This is a genomic window from Streptomyces sp. NPDC059785 (assembly GCF_042732375.1).
In the GTDB taxonomy this organism is placed as follows: domain Bacteria; phylum Actinomycetota; class Actinomycetes; order Streptomycetales; family Streptomycetaceae; genus Streptomyces.
The window spans coordinates 37,793-52,908 of the sequence record NZ_JBHWHV010000015.1 but is presented as its reverse complement, the minus strand read 5'-3'; the positions used below and the strand labels follow the sequence as shown (position 1 = coordinate 52,908).

Sequence of the window (15,116 nt, the reverse complement as noted above, 5' to 3'; positions counted from 1 at the left end):
CGGCGACGAGGTCGGAGGCAACGGAGTCAGAGGCGACGGAGTCCACTCAGCACCCTTTCCAGCAGAGCGCGGTCCGGCTGTCCCGGGCCGTGACCGGTTCCGTACACACGGATCTTTCCCTGGTCCGCGAGATCACTCAGCAGTACGCGGACCACGCCGAGCGGCATCCTCAGCAGCGCGGCGATCTCGGCCACCGTGCGCATCCGGCGGCACACCTCGACGATGGCCCGCATCTCCGGCATGAGCCGGGCGGCGAGCGGTCCCGCCCCGAGGCCGGCGGTCCCGGAGGTGCCCCCGGTCAGCTCCTGGCGCTCCTCCGGACCTTCGAGCGCCGCGACGAACGTCTCGACGAGCAGCACGTGCCCGAAGCGGGTACGGCCGCCGGTGAGCGAGTACGGGCGGACGCGGGCGGGTTTGCGGTCACCGCCGCGGACCGGGAGCCTGCCGGTACTCATCGGGTACCTTCCGCCGACTCGGCCTCCAGGGATTTTCGCAGCTCGCTGCGGAGCTCCGGGGTGAGCACGTGGCCGGCCCGGCCGACGAAGAGCGCCATGTGGTACGCCACCACGCTCATGTCGCAGTCGGCGGAGCCGTGCACGCCGAGCAGCGAGCCGTCGCTGATCGCCATCACGAAGAGGCTGCCCTCGTCCATGGCGACCATCGTCTGCTTGACCCGTCCGCCGTCCATCAGCCCGGCGGCGCCGACCGTGAGGCTGCCGATGCCGGAGACGACCGTGGCGAGGTCGGCGGGCGAACCCTTGGGGCCGCGCGTGCCCGTCGCCTCGCGCGCCGCGGCGTTCCTGCCGGGGTCGGAGGAGAGCAGCAGCAGGCCGTCGGAGGAGACCACCGCGACCGACTGGAGGCCGGGGACCTCCTCCACGAGGTTCGTCAGCAGCCAGTGCAGGTTCCGGGCCTCCCTGCTCAGCCCGTACGTACTGGACGCGGTCAACTGCTTGCCTCCTCGACTGTGCCCCCCGTGACTGGACCGTCAGCCGCCGTGGACGGGGCGTCCGCCGCCGTCCGTGACGTCTGCCCGGCGATTTCCGCCTCGACCTCGCGGCGGCCTTCCTCGGCACCGCGGTGGAATCCGCCGAGCCTGCGGCGCAGCGCCTCCGCGTCCACGCCGCCGGTGCGCGGCCTGGGGGCCTCGTCCGGTGCCGAGATCTTCGGGGTCCGCTTGGGCAGGCCCTTGGCGGTGACCTGCTGCGGTTCCTCCTCGGCGCGTTCGTGGGTGTCGGGGCCGATGGCGTAGGGGTCGGCGGCGGTCTGGGCGGGGAGGCCGGCACCCGTGGGGGGGTGAGGGGCGGCCTCGGGGGAGGTTGCGTGTTCGGGTACGACCTCCGTGGCACCGACCGCCGGGGGCTCCGGCAGCAGCAGTTCCATGGTGGTCTCGGGGGACGGGGCGCCGTTTCCGGCTTCGCCGTCCACCTCGCCGTCCGCCGGGGGTACGGCGTCGGTGGCGGCGTCGGGCGTCGGGTCTTCGGCGGGGGTGTCGGCGGACGCGTCGGCGGACGGGGCGTCGACTGCGGGTTCGGCGGCGGGTTCCGCGGCGGCGGATCCGGTCGCCGCCGGGGTGTCGGCCGCGGCTTCGTTCGCCACCGGGGCGCCAGCCGCCGCAGCGCCGACCGCGGACTCGTCCACCGCCGGGGCGTCGGCGGCCGGGGCGTCGGTGGTGGCTCCACCAGCCGTAGCTTCGCCCGCCGCCGATTCGTCCGCCGCCGGAGCGTCGGTCGCGGTCCCGTCCGCCATCAGGGCGTCGGCCACCTGAGCTCGGTCGGCCGTCGGGGCGTCGGCTTCGGGTCCGCCGGCCACCGGGTCGTCAGCCGCAGGTTCGTCCGCCGCCGGGGCGTCCGCCGCCGGGGCGTCGGCGCTGGCTCCACCAGCCGGAGCTTCGTCCGTCGGAGCTTCGTTCGTCGCCGGGGCCTCGGCGACGGTCTCGCCCTCCCTTTCCTGTACGTCCGGCTCGCCCGGCTCGGCCGACGTCAGTCGGTCGTCACGCTCGGCGCGCTCGGCCTGCGTCGGCCGTCCGGTCCCGGTTTCCTCGCCGGCGGCGCCGTGCTCACGTACCGCCTGTTCCGCGGCGGCGATCAGCGGGTCCTCGGCCGAGTCGGCGACGGCACCCTCGTGCTCGTCCCGCTGCTTGCCCTGCGGTGCAACCGCGTCCTCGTCCTCGTCGTCCGCCGAAGCCACCGTCGTGCGGCCGTGCAGGACGTTCGAGTTGGCCTCCGCGTCCACCCCGGGCAGGGTCAGCGCGGGGGCACCGCCGACGACGTGGGCGGCGGCGGGGCCGGTGACGCCGGGCCCGGCGGCCAGGAGGCTGCGGGGCAGTACGGCGACGGCGGCCACCCCGCCCTGCTTCTGGTCGCGGAGCTGCACCCGTACGCCGTGCCGGTGGGCGAGCCGGGCGACCACGTACAGGCCGAGCCCGAGCCCCTCGCCGCTCTCCTCGTCGTAGGCGTCCTCGGGGTCGAAGTCGGTGAGCCGCGCGTTGAGCTGTTCGAGGCGCTCCGTGTCCATGCCGATGCCCTCGTCCTGGACGGAGAGCATCACCTCGCCGCTCTCCAGCAGCCAGCCGGAGACCTCGACGGGTGTGTCCGGCGGCGAGAACGAGGTGGCGTTCTCCAGCAGTTCGGCGACCAGGTGGCTCAGATCGTCGGCGGCGAACCCGGCGATGTGCGCGTGCGGCGGCAGCGAGTCGATCCGTACCCGCTCGTACCGCTCGATCTCGCTGACCGCGGCGCGTACGACGTCGACGAGCGGGACCGGGCCCGCGTGGTGCTGCACCTGCTCGGAACCGGCGAGGACCAGCAGGTTCTCGCTGTGCCTGCGCATGACCGTGGCGAAGTGGTCGAGCTTGAAGAGGGTGGAAAGGCGGTCCGGGTCCTGCTCGCGGTCCTCCATCTGCTCGATGACGGCGAGCTGCCGCTCGACGAGGCCGAGGGTGCGCAGCGCGAGGCTGACGAAGGTGCCGTGGATGCTGTGCCGCACCTGCTCCAGGTGGGCGCCGGCCGCGTCGAGTTCGGTGCGCAGCCGGTCCCGCTCCTCGGCCATGGTCTGCCGCTGTCCGATGAGGTGCTTGCGGTCGGACTCCAGGGTGGTCAGCCGCTCCTGGAGTGCGGCGGCGTGCGCGTGCAGCGCGTTCACGGAGCGGACTACCTGGGCGAACTCGTCGTTGCGGCCGGTGAACTTGACCGGCTCCTCCGCGGCCGGGTCACCGGCGACGCGAGCCGAGCCGATCCGCAGGACGGCCAGCGGGCGGGTCAGGGTGCGGGCCATGGCGGTGGCGATGCCGACGGCGACCAGCAGCAGCACGCCGAGCGCGGCGACCCGGATCTCCAGCGCGGTGACGTCGTCGTCCCGGAGCTGTTCGAGGCTCTTGGTGCGCCGGTCGTTCAGCGACGCCTCGGCGCCGCGCATCAGCTCCACCCGGGCGGTGAGGGCCGCCTCGACCTTCTTCGCGCTGGTCTCCAGGTCGGAGTCGGAGAGCGTCGGCTGGTCGGTGAGGGTGGCGAGGTATTTCTCCGCCGCCGTCACGTCGGGCCCGTTGACGGTGGAGTCGTACGAGGCGCGCGCGGCCTTCGGCGCGGTGTCGCGGAAGTCGGCGAGGGCCGCCTCGGAGCGGACCGACGCCTGCTGGGCGGCGGCGCTGAGCGCGTCGCGCTGCTCGGTGTCGGCGGACGAGGAGCCGCTGCTCGTGGTCGGCAGGCCGGTGACCGGGTCGATGCCGGTCCGGGTCGAGCGCGGCACGCTGAACGCGGCGAGCAGCAGCCCGCGGGCGGCGGCGGCCTGCTGCACCGCGGTGTCGAGGTCGGCGAGCGCGTACGCGCCGGAGCCCGCGCGGGGCGGCAGCTGCTCGGCCAGCCGGGCGGCGAGGGCGTGCAGTTCCGTGATGGCGTCGGAGTACGCCTGGTGCGCTTCGAGGGCGGTGCTCTTGCCGGTGAGCGCGGCCCGGCGCAGGGCCGCGACGGCGTCGAGGTCGTCCCGCAGGGAGGCGGGGATGTCCTCGTCCGCGCGCAACTCCTCGACCTGCCGGTCCACGCGGGCGCTGCGCTGCTCGGAGGGCGCCTCGGACTTGGTCCGGCCGGCGGCGATGTAGGAGGTGACCTCGTCGCGTTCGTCGGCCAGCGAGTGGGCGAGGGTCAGCGCCTGCTGGGTCTGCGCGGAGAGCGTGACCAGGTTCTGTGAGTCGTTGAGCTGCGTGGACGCGGCCAGGACGGTCGGGGCGCCGGCTCCGGCGATGGCGGCCGCGACGACGGCCACGGCGACGAAGAGCCGGTTGCGCACATGGGCCGGACGGCCACGCCCCGCGGGGACCGCAGGGGGCTTGCCGCCCGCGCCCTCCTCAACGCTCGCACCCCCCTTGGCGCTCGCGCCCTCCTTGGCGGTCGTCTTCTTGCCTGTGCGCCGAGGCCGCGTTTTCTGCACCGGTGCTCGCATTCCTGACTCGTGTACCCATGGGCCCGGGTGAGGTTCCGTCAAATGAGGCGTTTGAGGCGATCGCCCGGTACGGCTCCCGACCCTCCCAGTGCGGGTGGGCAGTGTTCCCGCATCGTCCGAGCCGCCACCCGAAGGAGTGAACATCGCCGGGGAGTTGGCGGGCAAGTTCCTTCGGCGCTTGCCGTGGCCGTGCGTAGCGGGCCGGTTGGACGTCGGCGGCGGGCTTTGGCACTATTCGCCGCCACGGTTCACCGGAGCCGTTCAATCCGCCCCAAACCCGGCGTCCGAGCCGCGGGGCCGCACCCTTTCGGCAACCGATGCCAGCCTTTCGCGGACAATGTGAAGGGCTCGTGCAGACTGGCCGGATGCGCACCGAACTCGCCACCCGGCCCGGCGACCCCTCCCGCCCCAACGAGGACTTCGCCTCCGTCGGACTTCCGGCCTCAGGACAGGGCGGCGCCCTCGTCGTGCTCGACGGCGTGACACCTCCGGCGGCGCGCACCGGCTGTCTGCATCCGGTCCCGTGGTTCACCGCGCGGCTGGGCGGAGCACTGACCGAACTGTCCGTTTCACAACCAGATCTGACGCTGACCGAGGTGCTGGCGCGGGCCATCGCGCGTACAGCCGAGGCACACGCCGCCACCTGTGACCTTTCTCACCCGCGCACACCGCAGGCAACCGTGGCCCTCGCCCGCTGGTCCGCCGACGCGGTGGAGTACCTGGTGCTCTGCGACTCGGCCCTGCTGATCGAGTCGCCCGCCGGCGAGGTGACCCCGGTGCTGGACGACCGCCTGTCCCGGATACCCCGGCGGTCGCTGGTCTCGGACGCCGTCGCGGACGCGACCGTGCGCAACAAGGAGGGCGGTTTCTTCACCGCCGCGGCGGATCCGGCGGTGGCCGGGCGCGCGGTGACGGGCACGCTGCCCCGCGCGGATGTCCGCGCCCTGGCCGCGCTCACGGACGGGGCGACCCGCTGGACGGAGAGGTTCCACCGGGGCGGCTGGGCGGAGCTGTTCACCGTGGTGCGCAAGGAGGGCGCCGAGTGTCTGATCGACCGGGTACGGGCACTGGAGTCCGCGGACGCCCGGGACCGTACGCAACCGCGGCGCGGCAAGGCCCACGACGACGCGACGGTGGCGTACGCGGAGCTGTGAGGCACTGACCCGGGCGGCCCGGGGGGTCAGCCGTTCTCCACCCCGCGGTTCAACTGGTGCAGCAGCCGGGCCAGTTCGGCTACTTCGCGCGGATTCCACCCGGCGAGCTGGCGCACGTAGCGGGCGCGCCGTGCCGCCCGCACCGTGCGGAAGCGGTGCCGGCCCTCGTCTGTCAGATGGACCAGCCAGGCCCGCCCGTCGGCCGGGTCGGGCTCGCGGGCGACGAGCCCCAGCGTCTCCAGGGCGCGGAGCTGCCGGGACATGGTGGCCTTGCCGACGCCGATGTACGCGGCGAGATCGGTGGCCCGCTGCCTGCCGCACTCGTCGAGGCGTACGAGCAGCCCGTACGCGGACGATTCGAGGTCGGGATGGACCTCGCGCGCCATCTCCCCGGAGTTGGCCCGGGCGCGGCGCAGGAACACGGTCAATTCGCGTTCGAGGGCCAGATACTCCTGGTCCACACCACTTTCCGACGCTTCGGATTCGACACGATGTGCGCCGTCGTTTCCGTCCTCGTGCACGTCAGCACCCCTGCCCGATTTCCCGATCCTGAAAGTTTCCGCCATGTGAGGCCGTTGCCGCAGCTCCGCCAGTATTTCGCAGGAGTAGACCAACGGCAGCCTCCAACCCCCCTTCCCAGCCGGTGGTCTACGTGCGTAGCTTCTTCAGCGGGCGGCTACTGGCATGCCCACGCCATGCCCGGTCGTCGGCGCTCCGGCGTGCCCTGCCACAGGTTCTCCCCCCACCGACCCGCCGATCCTTCGGAGGCACGCATGTCCGTGCACAGATCCGGAACCGCCGGCCCACGACGCTCCACCGGACGGCTCCCCACGGCCGCGACCCTGCTCGCCGCGTTCGCCGTGTTCCTCGCCGCCTTCGCCGTACCGGCCGCGGCGGCCGACACGCCCGCCCGCGGCTCCGCCCGCCTCGGCATGGGCGTCCTCGCGCACGACGGCCAGGACGGCACGCCCATCACCAGCCAGGCCACCCAGACGGAAGGCGTCGACGTCAGCAGCCACCAGGGCAATGTCGCCTGGTCGACCCTGTGGAGCAGCGGGGTCAAGTGGGCCTACAGCAAGGCGACCGAGGGGACGTACTACACGAACCCCTACTTCGCCCAGCAGTACAACGGCTCCTACAACGTGGGCATGATCCGCGGCGCGTACCACTTCGCCACGCCCGACACCACGAGCGGTGCGACGCAGGCCAACTACTTCGTCGACAACGGCGGCGGCTGGTCGAAGGACGGCAAGACGCTGCCGGGTGTCCTGGACATCGAGTGGAACCCGTACGGGGCGAGCTGCTACGGCAAGACGCAGAGCGCGATGGTGAGCTGGATCAGCAGCTTCCTGACCCAGTACAAGGCGCGCACCGGCCGGGACGCCGTGATCTACACGGCGACCACGTGGTGGACCGAATGCACCGGCAACTACAGCGGCTTCGCCACGAGCAACCCGCTGTGGATAGCCCGCTACGCCAGCTCCGTGGGCACGCTGCCCGCGGGCTGGGACTTCTACACGATGTGGCAGTACACGTCGTCCGGCCCGACGGTCGGCGACCACGACGTGTTCAACGGGGCCCTCGACCGGGTCGTCGCGCTGGCCAACGGCTGACGCGGACACCGACCCGCACCTGCGCCGCCGCCGGCCCGGACCCCGCCGGCGGCGGCCCCACCGCGAAGGCCCGGACCTTGGGAGAGGTCCGGGCCTTCCGCGTCGCACGACCGCCGGTCACGCCGCGGCGACGGCCTCCGCGCCCTCGTCCGCACCCGTGACGTTCGTCGCCGGGGCGAGCGCCAGCTCCAGGACCTGGCGGACGTCGGTGACGGCGTGCACGTCGAGCTTGTCCAGGACCTCGGCCGGGACGTCGTCCAGGTCGGGCTCGTTGCGCTTGGGGATGACGACCGTGGTGACCCCCGCCCGGTGCGCGGCGAGCAGCTTCTGCTTCACCCCGCCGATCGGCAGCACCCGCCCGGTCAGCGAGACCTCACCGGTCATCGCCACGTCCGTACGGACCAGCCGCCCGCTGAGCAGCGAGGCCAGTGCCGTCGTCATGGTGACGCCCGCGCTGGGCCCGTCCTTGGGGACCGCGCCGGCCGGGAAGTGGATGTGCACGCCCCGGTCCTTCAGATCACCGACGGGCAGCTCCAGCTCCGCACCGTGGCTGCGCAGGAAGCTCAGCGCGATCTGCGCGGACTCCTTCATCACATCGCCGAGCTGGCCGGTGAGCGTCAGCCCTGCCGCGCCCGTCTCGGGATCGGCCAGCGACGCCTCCACGAAGAGCACGTCGCCGCCCGCACCCGTGACCGCGAGTCCGGTCGCGACACCCGGCACCGCGGTCCGCCGCTCGGCCGGGTCCTGGGCGGACTCGGGCACGTGGTGCGGCCGCCCGATGAGCGCGCGCAGATCGGCGTCGGTCACCGTGAACGGCAGCTCCCGCTCGCCCAGTTCGTGCTGGGCGGCGACCTTGCGCAGCAGCCGCGCGACGGCCCGCTCCAGATTGCGCACCCCCGCTTCCCGCGTGTACTCCCCCGCGAGCCTGCGGAGCGCGCCTTCGTCGATCGTCAGCTCACCGTCCCCCAGCCCGGCCCTTTCGAGCTGGCGCGGAAGCAGGTGGTCACGGGCGATGACGACCTTCTCGTCCTCGGTGTACCCGTCGAGCCGGACCAGCTCCATACGGTCGAGCAGAGCCTCCGGAATGGCTTCGAGCACATTGGCGGTGGCCAGGAAGACGACATCCGAAAGATCGAGCTCGACCTCCAGGTAGTGATCCCGGAAGGTGTGGTTCTGCGCCGGGTCGAGCACTTCCAGCAGCGCGGCCGCGGGATCCCCCCGGAAATCGGACCCCACCTTGTCGATCTCGTCGAGCAGCACGACCGGGTTCATGGACCCGGCCTCCTTGATGGCGCGGACGATCCGGCCGGGCAGCGCGCCGACGTACGTACGCCGGTGGCCGCGGATCTCGGCCTCGTCCCGCACACCGCCGAGGGCGACCCGGACGAACTTGCGCCCCATGGCGTGCGCGACCGACTCGCCGAGCGAGGTCTTGCCGACTCCGGGCGGTCCGACCAGCGCGAGCACGGCACCGCCGCGCCGCCCGCCGACCACACCGAGCCCGCGGTCGGACCGCCGCTTGCGCACCGCGAGGTACTCGGTGATGCGCTCCTTCACATCCTCGAGCCCCGCGTGCTCGGCGTCGAGCACGGCCTGAGCACCCCGGATGTCATAGGCGTCCTCGGTCCGCTCGTTCCACGGAAGCTCCAGCACTGTGTCGAGCCAGGTACGGATCCAGGACCCCTCGGGGGACTGGTCACTGGCCCGCTCCAGCTTCTCGACCTCCTTGAGCGCGGCCTCGCGGACGTTCTCGGGAAGGTCGGCGGCTTCCACGCGCGCCCGGTAGTCGTCGGACTCCTCCCCGTCCTTCTCCCCGTTCAGCTCGCGCAGTTCCTTGCGGACGGCTTCGAGCTGACGCCGCAGCAGGAACTCCCGCTGCTGCTTGTCCACGCCCTCCTGCACGTCCTTGGCGATGGACTCGGCGACGTCCTGCTCGGCGAGGTGCTCCCGCAGTTGCTCGGTGGCGAGCTTCAGCCGGGCCACCGGGTCGGCGGTCTCCAGCAGCGCCACCTTCTGCTCGGTGGTGAGGAAGGGCGAGTAACCGGAATTGTCGGCGAGGGCGGACACGTCCTCGATGGCCTGTACGCGGTCCACGACCTGCCAGGCCCCGCGCTTGCGCAGCCAGCTGGTGGCCAGCGCCTTGTACTCCTTCACCAGGTCGGCGACCTGCCCGGGCAGGGGGTCCGGCACGGTCTCGACGACCCTGGTCCCCTCCACCCACAGCGCGGCGCCCGGCCCGGTGGTCCCCGCGCCGATCCTCACGCGCCCGCGCCCGCGGATCAGCGCCCCCGGGTCCCCGTCGGCCAGCCGCCCGACCTGCTCGACGGTACCGAGCACACCCGTACCGGCGTACGCCCCGTCGATCCGGGGCACCAGCAGCACCCTCGGCTTACCGGCATCGGCCCGAGCGGCGGCCTGCGCCCCTTCGACGGCCGCACGCACATCCGCGTCGTTCAGATCCAGCGGCACCACCATCCCGGGCAGCACGACCTCGTCATCGAGCGGCAGCACGGGCAGAGCGAACGGCGTGGCTTCCGTGAACTGTCCAGACTCAGCAGCCATGATCTCCCCTTCGGCAGTCAAGTTGAGCTATGCAGACTCAATGCACCTGAGCCACTCAGTGTTCCCGAAGCGGTGTTCGCCGTGAGCGATCACGGGGTGCTGCTGTCCTGTAGCCCTTGACCTTGCAAAGGTCAGATTGATCCTGCATGTGATCTCGCACAGGTCAGCGTGACCTTGCATCGGGGGCCAGCGTTAGCTGGTCGTGGTGCATGCGTTGAAGGTGCTGTCGGGCGGGTCCGCCGGACCACCGATCGAGGGGTTCGAGGTCGCCTACGCCGACCGGGACGGGTCAAAGTTCCGTCTGCCGCTGGTGGATGCGTGGGCCGTACGGTTCGAGGACGTCGCTCCGGTGCGCGCGTTCAAGTCGTACAAGGGACAGCGTCACCTGCCCGGTCTGTGGTGGTCGGCGACGGCCGGTGGGCACGTCGGGTACGAGTCCTGGCTGGAGCGCGATCACGTGATGCTGATGGACTTTGACCCGTCGGTGGTGGGGATCTCCTCGCAGCCGTTCTGGCTGTTCTGGCGGTCGGAGGCGGGCAAGGCCGTCTCGCACGCCCCGGACTACTTCGCCCGCCAGGAAGACGGCACGGCGGTGGTGGTCGACTGCCGTCCGGCGGATCGCCGCAAGCCTCGGGACGTGGCGAAATTCGAGGCGACTCGGTCGGCCTGTGCTCAGGTGGGTTGGGAGTTCCGGCTGGTGGGGACGCCGGACGCCATCGTGGTGCGCAATGTGCGCTGGCTGGCTGGTTACCGCCATCCCCGGCACCGGCTGGAGCCGGTCGCCTCCGAGTTGCTGGCGGCGTTCGCCGAGCCGCGGCCGCTACTAGACGGGGCGGCTTCGGTGGGGGATGAGATCACGGTGTTGCCAGTGCTGTTCCACCTGCTGTGGATGCACGAGCTGGCTGTGGACGTGTCCGTTCCTCTGCACACGGAAGCTGCGGTGTCGGCGGGGGTGGCCGGTGACTGCTGAGCACAGGGCGGTGCTGCGGCCCGGTGACTGGATTACTTACGGCGATGAGGACCACCAGGTGGTGGCGCTCGCCGGTACGGCGGTGCGGCTGCGGTCACAGTCTGGGACGGAATCGGTGGTGCTGGCCGCGCATCTGATGGCGGCGCCGGACTTCTCCGTCACCGGCACGGAGCCGTTGCCCGCGCTGGAGCCGTCCGGGCTGCTGACGGCGCTTCCGGAGGCGGTGCTGAGGGCGGCAAAGGAGTGGGAACGGCACATTGCCGAAGTCAACACGGGGCTGCCCGCCGACGCCAGGCCGGGCACGTCTCCTCGGCCGGAGTACGACCCGGCGGTGCACCCGTTGAGCGAGCGGGCCAGGGCGAAGGCGGTCGAGCTGGGGGTGGGCCTGCGCACAGTGAACGAGAAGCGGGCCCGTTATGCCCGGCAGGGGCTGTGGGGCCTGGTCGATCAGCGTCTGGTGCGGGTGTCGGAGCCGACCGGGCGCGCGGATGCCCGTCTGGTGGCGACGATCCGGGAGGTTGTGGACGCGGAGACGTCCGGCTCGACGGGGACGCGCTCGCGGCTGATCCGCCGGGTGGTGAAGCGAGTGGAGGCCACCCACGGCGAGGGGGTGGTTCCGCTGCCGAGCAAGAACACCTTCTACAGGCTGATCGACGCGTTGTCGGCCGGGCGGCATACATTCGGTTCGGCGGTCACGCGGCGGCAGACGGTGAACCGGCCGCAGGGGCCGTTCACGCCGACGTTCGCGGACCGGCCGGGGGAACAAGTACAGATCGACTCCACCCCGCTGGATGTGATGGTGGTGCTCGATTCGGGGCTGACGGCCCGCGCGGATCTGACGATCGCGGTCGACGTCGCGACCCGCACGATCTGCGCCGCGGTGCTGCGGCCGGTGGGCACCAAGGCGGTGGACGCCTCCCTGCTGCTGGCCCGGATGCTGGTGCCCGAGCCGATGCGGCCTGGCTGGCCTGCGTCGCTGCGGATGGCGGCCTCACGGATGCCCCACATGCGGCTGTTGGACGTGGACGCGCGGATGGAACAGGCTGCGGCGAAACCGGTGATCGTGCCGGACTCCGTCGTCATCGACGGCGGCAAGGTGTTCATCTCCGACACGTTCCTGCGGGCCTGCGAACGGCTCGGCGTCTCGGTGCAGCGGGCGCGTCCGCGCACGCCGACCGACAAGGCGATCGTGGAGGCCACGTTCTCCTCGATCAACACACTGTTCACCCAGCACCTGGCCGGCTACACCGGCCGGGATGTCTCCCGCCGTGGCGAGCGGGTCGAGGACCGGGCCGTCTGGACGGTCCCGGAACTTCAGGACCTGCTCGACGAATGGCTGCTGGCCGGGTGGCAGGCCAGGCCGCACAGCGCTCTACGCGACCCCTTCCGCCCTAAGAGGGCGATGTCGCCGAACGACAAATACGCCTCGCTGGTGGCGGCCTGCGGCTATCTGCCGCTGGTGCTGCGCGGCGAGGACTACCTGGAACTGCTGCCAGTGGCCTGGCGGGCGATCAACGACTACGGCATCCAGATCAGCTACCGCACCTACGACAGCCCCGACCTGGGGCCGCACCGGCGCGAGCACTCCGGGATCACCGCCAAACGCGGTCTGTGGGAAGTGCACTACGACCCCTACGACCCGTCCCAGGTCTTCGTCCGCACGCCGGACGGTTGGGTCACCGCGCCCTGGACGCAGTGGCCGCTGGTCAACGCGCCGTTCGCGGACTTCACCTGGCAGCACGCGCGCCGTCTGGCGGCCGAAGCCGGACTGGACGACACCAACGAGACGGCCGTCGCCCGCATCCTGGACGGCCTACTCACTCGTGCTGAGCACGGTCCGGACACCCGGTCGGCCAAGGTGGCCGCCCGCACCCGCACCGCCCGCGCCGTCCCGGCGCCCGCTGCGGCACCCGAGACCGAGCACCGGACGGAGCCGGAGCCCAAGGTCCAGCCGCCCGCGGCGGCGGTGGAGTTCGGGATCTTCGACGCGCACGCAGAAGCCGAGAGGTGGCTATGAACACGCCCTCCCCATCCGCCTCGGACACGGAGGCTCCGCCGGACAACCCACTGACCAGCAAGGAGGGCTGGCGTCACTTCGTCGACCACGAGTCGGTTCCGCCCCGGCCGCTGACCGCCGGGGAACGGGCGGCGCTGAGTCCTCGGGAACTGGTGCGTGAGGACGAACGGCGTCGCGAGTATCACGCCGATCTTCCGATGGTGCACACCCCGGTCATCCGCAAGGTCACCGCCACTTCCCGGTTGCTGATCCAGCTCAACCGATACCAGATCTCCGCCCGCCGCGGCGTGATCCTCTCCGGCGCCTCCGGCACCGGGAAGACGACCTCCCTGACCCAACTCGGCCGGGCCCACGAGCTCGCCGTCCGCAAGCGGCACCCCCATGACCGCAACCGGCTCCCGGTCCTCTACGTCACCGTCCCGCCCGCGGCGACACCGAAGATGCTCGCGATGGAGTTCGCCCGCTTCTTCGGGCTGACCTTCCCCTCCCGGGCCAACGTGACCGACATCGTCGACGCTGTCTGCGCAACGGCCGCCCACGTCCGTGTCGACCTGGTGCTCGTCGACGAGATCCACAACCTGACCCTCGCCACCCGGTCCGGAGCCGAAGCCTCCGACCAGCTGAAGTACTTCGCCGAACGGCTGCCCGCGACATTCGCCTACGCCGGCATCGACGTCGAGTCCAAGGGTCTGTTCAGGGGCACCCGGGGAGGGCAGATCGCCGGACGCTTCGTCGTCATCCCCGCCGCCGCCTTCTCGCACGCCACTACCGAGGACCAGGACGCCTGGCGGGCCCTGGTGGGCACCCTGGAATCCACACTCCGACTGCACCATCACACGCCCGGCATGCTGACCGGGCTGAGCGAGTACCTCTTCCACCGCACCGGCGGCATGATCGGCAGCCTCTCCCAGGTCGTCCGCGGCGCCGCCGTCCTCGCCATCGAGGACGGGAGCGAGCGCATCACCGAGGACCTCCTGGAGGCCGTTCCTGTCGACTACGCAGCCGAGCAGTCCGAGAAGCGCACCGCCCCCGCCAGACCCGCAAGGAAGCGGAGGCGCGTGGCCTGATGCACATCCGCCGACTGCCCGATCCCGTTCCGCCCGCACAGCACGAGATCCCCGCCTCCTACATCGGGCGCCTGGCTACCCTCCACGGCCTCGACATCAACGACCTCTGGACACAGGTCACCGAGCGCGAGAAGTCCGGCGGCATGCGCCGCGTCGTCGTCCCCGAACACCTCGCCGCGCTCACCGGTCGCACCGTCCACGCCCTTGCCGGAGCCCTGCCCGAACTGCGCAGGCCACGGCCCGACTGGACGATGTTCCGGCACCAGCCACAGACCGGCTGCCACCGCTGCGACGCCCGGCACCCCGGCGGCAAAGTGACCCGGCTCCTGCCCCACCACCGCTACGTCTGTCTGCGTCACCGCACCTGGATCGGCCCGCCCGACATCGACCACCCCGCCGTCGGCCTCACCCAACTGCCCGAAATCGTCGACGCCCAGCGCAAACACCTGCGCATCCTCAGCCGCTACGGCTGGACCGCTACCTACGACGCCGTGCTCAGCGGCCTCATGCTCTGCGCACACATCTGGTCCGTCGACGGCTACCCGGTCCCATTCGGAACCTGGGACGCCTGGGACGACCGCATCGACCTCCTCATCCCGTTCGACCAGGACAAGCAGGACTACATCGACTACAGCACCTCGCGAATGTTCGCAGCGGTCTATCCCGAGGCCGTTGCCCTGGCACCCCTGATCGCCTCACCCCACTGGCGACAGCTGGCCGACGGCACCAAGGCCGAACAAGCCCGCTTCTTCACGGAGATCAGCAACCGCGTCACCTACCCCTACAACTCACCCGACCGCAAGGGCGACGCCGTCGCGCACTGGTCCCTCGCCGACTCCTGGCGCCCGCCCAGCCAACCACTGACCACCTACACACCTGGCCGGATGCGCGGCAAGCTCCCCGGGCTCGCAGCGAACCGGCTCGCACGCCACGAAAAAGGCGCGATGTGGTTCAGCCGCACCCGCAAGGACCAGGGCCGGACACTCCTCTTCCACAGCCACCTCAAACCGGTTCTCCTGCGTGACCGCGAACACCGGTACGAGAAGTGGGAAGGAACCATCTGGCACAGCGCACGCACCGACGACCTCATGCGCGAAGAGGTCGCTAAGAAGCGTCGATCCCTCAGAGAACGTCCGTGAGCCTGGGCGAGGGCGAACAGGCTGGACTCAGGACTCGGTGAGCTGTGCGACACCCGCGACTTCCCCGGCTGGGGCTTTGTTGTGGTGTGGGATGGGAGGGCTCGTCGGGGACGAGGCGGGACCTTCGTCAAGGTCGCGGGCCGTCCCAGATGACGCC

The 15,116-nt window shown here is 71.6% G+C and carries 11 protein-coding genes; 6 read left to right on the top strand and 5 right to left on the bottom strand.

Going from position 1 to position 15,116, the window contains the following annotated elements:
• Positions 1–26 precede the first annotated feature (26 nt).
• From ACFV6E_RS14285 to ACFV6E_RS14275, 3 genes are read right to left on the bottom strand one after another with little or no spacing between them, the layout of a single operon-like run.
• Positions 27–455: a DUF742 domain-containing protein gene (locus ACFV6E_RS14285; RefSeq protein WP_385165722.1), complete on the bottom strand. Its 429-nt coding sequence runs from the start codon at positions 453–455 to the stop codon at positions 27–29.
• Entirely contained in the window at positions 452–949 is a 498-nt protein-coding gene (locus ACFV6E_RS14280; protein WP_385165720.1) for a roadblock/LC7 domain-containing protein, read from the bottom strand. Before ACFV6E_RS14280 ends, ACFV6E_RS14285 begins: the two co-directional genes overlap by 4 nt.
• Positions 946–4,425, bottom strand: a complete 3,480-nt coding sequence (locus tag ACFV6E_RS14275; RefSeq protein WP_385461672.1) for a nitrate- and nitrite sensing domain-containing protein — start codon at positions 4,423–4,425, stop codon at positions 946–948. The genes ACFV6E_RS14280 and ACFV6E_RS14275 overlap by 4 nt, the downstream gene beginning before the upstream one ends.
• 377 nt (positions 4,426–4,802) lie before the next feature.
• On the opposite strand from ACFV6E_RS14275, the gene ACFV6E_RS14270 reads away from it, so the two are divergent.
• Positions 4,803–5,591: a protein phosphatase 2C domain-containing protein gene (locus ACFV6E_RS14270; protein ID WP_385461669.1), complete on the top strand. Its 789-nt coding sequence runs from the start codon at positions 4,803–4,805 to the stop codon at positions 5,589–5,591.
• A gap of 26 nt (positions 5,592–5,617) precedes the next feature.
• On the opposite strand, the gene ACFV6E_RS14265 is transcribed toward ACFV6E_RS14270, so the two are convergent.
• A complete protein-coding gene (locus ACFV6E_RS14265) occupies positions 5,618–6,112 on the bottom strand; it encodes a MarR family winged helix-turn-helix transcriptional regulator (protein WP_385165714.1) in 495 nt (164 codons plus the stop codon).
• Positions 6,113–6,364: 252 nt separating this feature from the next.
• Here ACFV6E_RS14265 and ACFV6E_RS14260 point away from each other — a divergent pair, with 252 nt between their 5' ends.
• Complete coding sequence (locus tag ACFV6E_RS14260) at positions 6,365–7,204, top strand: lysozyme (protein WP_385461666.1); 840 nt, start codon at positions 6,365–6,367, stop codon at positions 7,202–7,204.
• 117 nt (positions 7,205–7,321) lie between these two features.
• Here the strand turns inward: ACFV6E_RS14260 and lon are convergent, their stop codons facing one another.
• The gene (gene lon, locus ACFV6E_RS14255; protein WP_385165711.1) at positions 7,322–9,766 is read right to left on the bottom strand and encodes an endopeptidase La; all 2,445 of its coding nucleotides are present in this window, start codon (positions 9,764–9,766) and stop codon (positions 7,322–7,324) included.
• Between the two features lie 202 nt (positions 9,767–9,968).
• On the opposite strand from lon, the gene ACFV6E_RS14250 reads away from it, so the two are divergent.
• From ACFV6E_RS14250 to ACFV6E_RS14235, 4 genes are read left to right on the top strand one after another with little or no spacing between them, the layout of a single operon-like run.
• Entirely contained in the window at positions 9,969–10,736 is a 768-nt protein-coding gene (locus tag ACFV6E_RS14250) for a TnsA-like heteromeric transposase endonuclease subunit (protein ID WP_385461663.1), read from the top strand.
• A complete protein-coding gene (locus ACFV6E_RS14245; protein ID WP_385461660.1) occupies positions 10,726–12,753 on the top strand; it encodes an integrase in 2,028 nt (675 codons plus the stop codon). The genes ACFV6E_RS14250 and ACFV6E_RS14245 overlap by 11 nt, the downstream gene beginning before the upstream one ends.
• Positions 12,750–13,820 carry a TniB family NTP-binding protein gene (locus ACFV6E_RS14240; protein WP_385461656.1) on the top strand — a complete coding sequence of 357 codons (1,071 nt, stop codon included), beginning with the start codon at positions 12,750–12,752 and terminating at the stop codon, positions 13,818–13,820. Before ACFV6E_RS14245 ends, ACFV6E_RS14240 begins: the two co-directional genes overlap by 4 nt.
• The gene (locus ACFV6E_RS14235; RefSeq protein ID WP_385461654.1) at positions 13,820–14,959 is read left to right on the top strand and encodes a hypothetical protein; all 1,140 of its coding nucleotides are present in this window, start codon (positions 13,820–13,822) and stop codon (positions 14,957–14,959) included. Before ACFV6E_RS14240 ends, ACFV6E_RS14235 begins: the two co-directional genes overlap by 1 nt.
• The last annotated feature ends 157 nt before the right edge of the window (positions 14,960–15,116 follow it).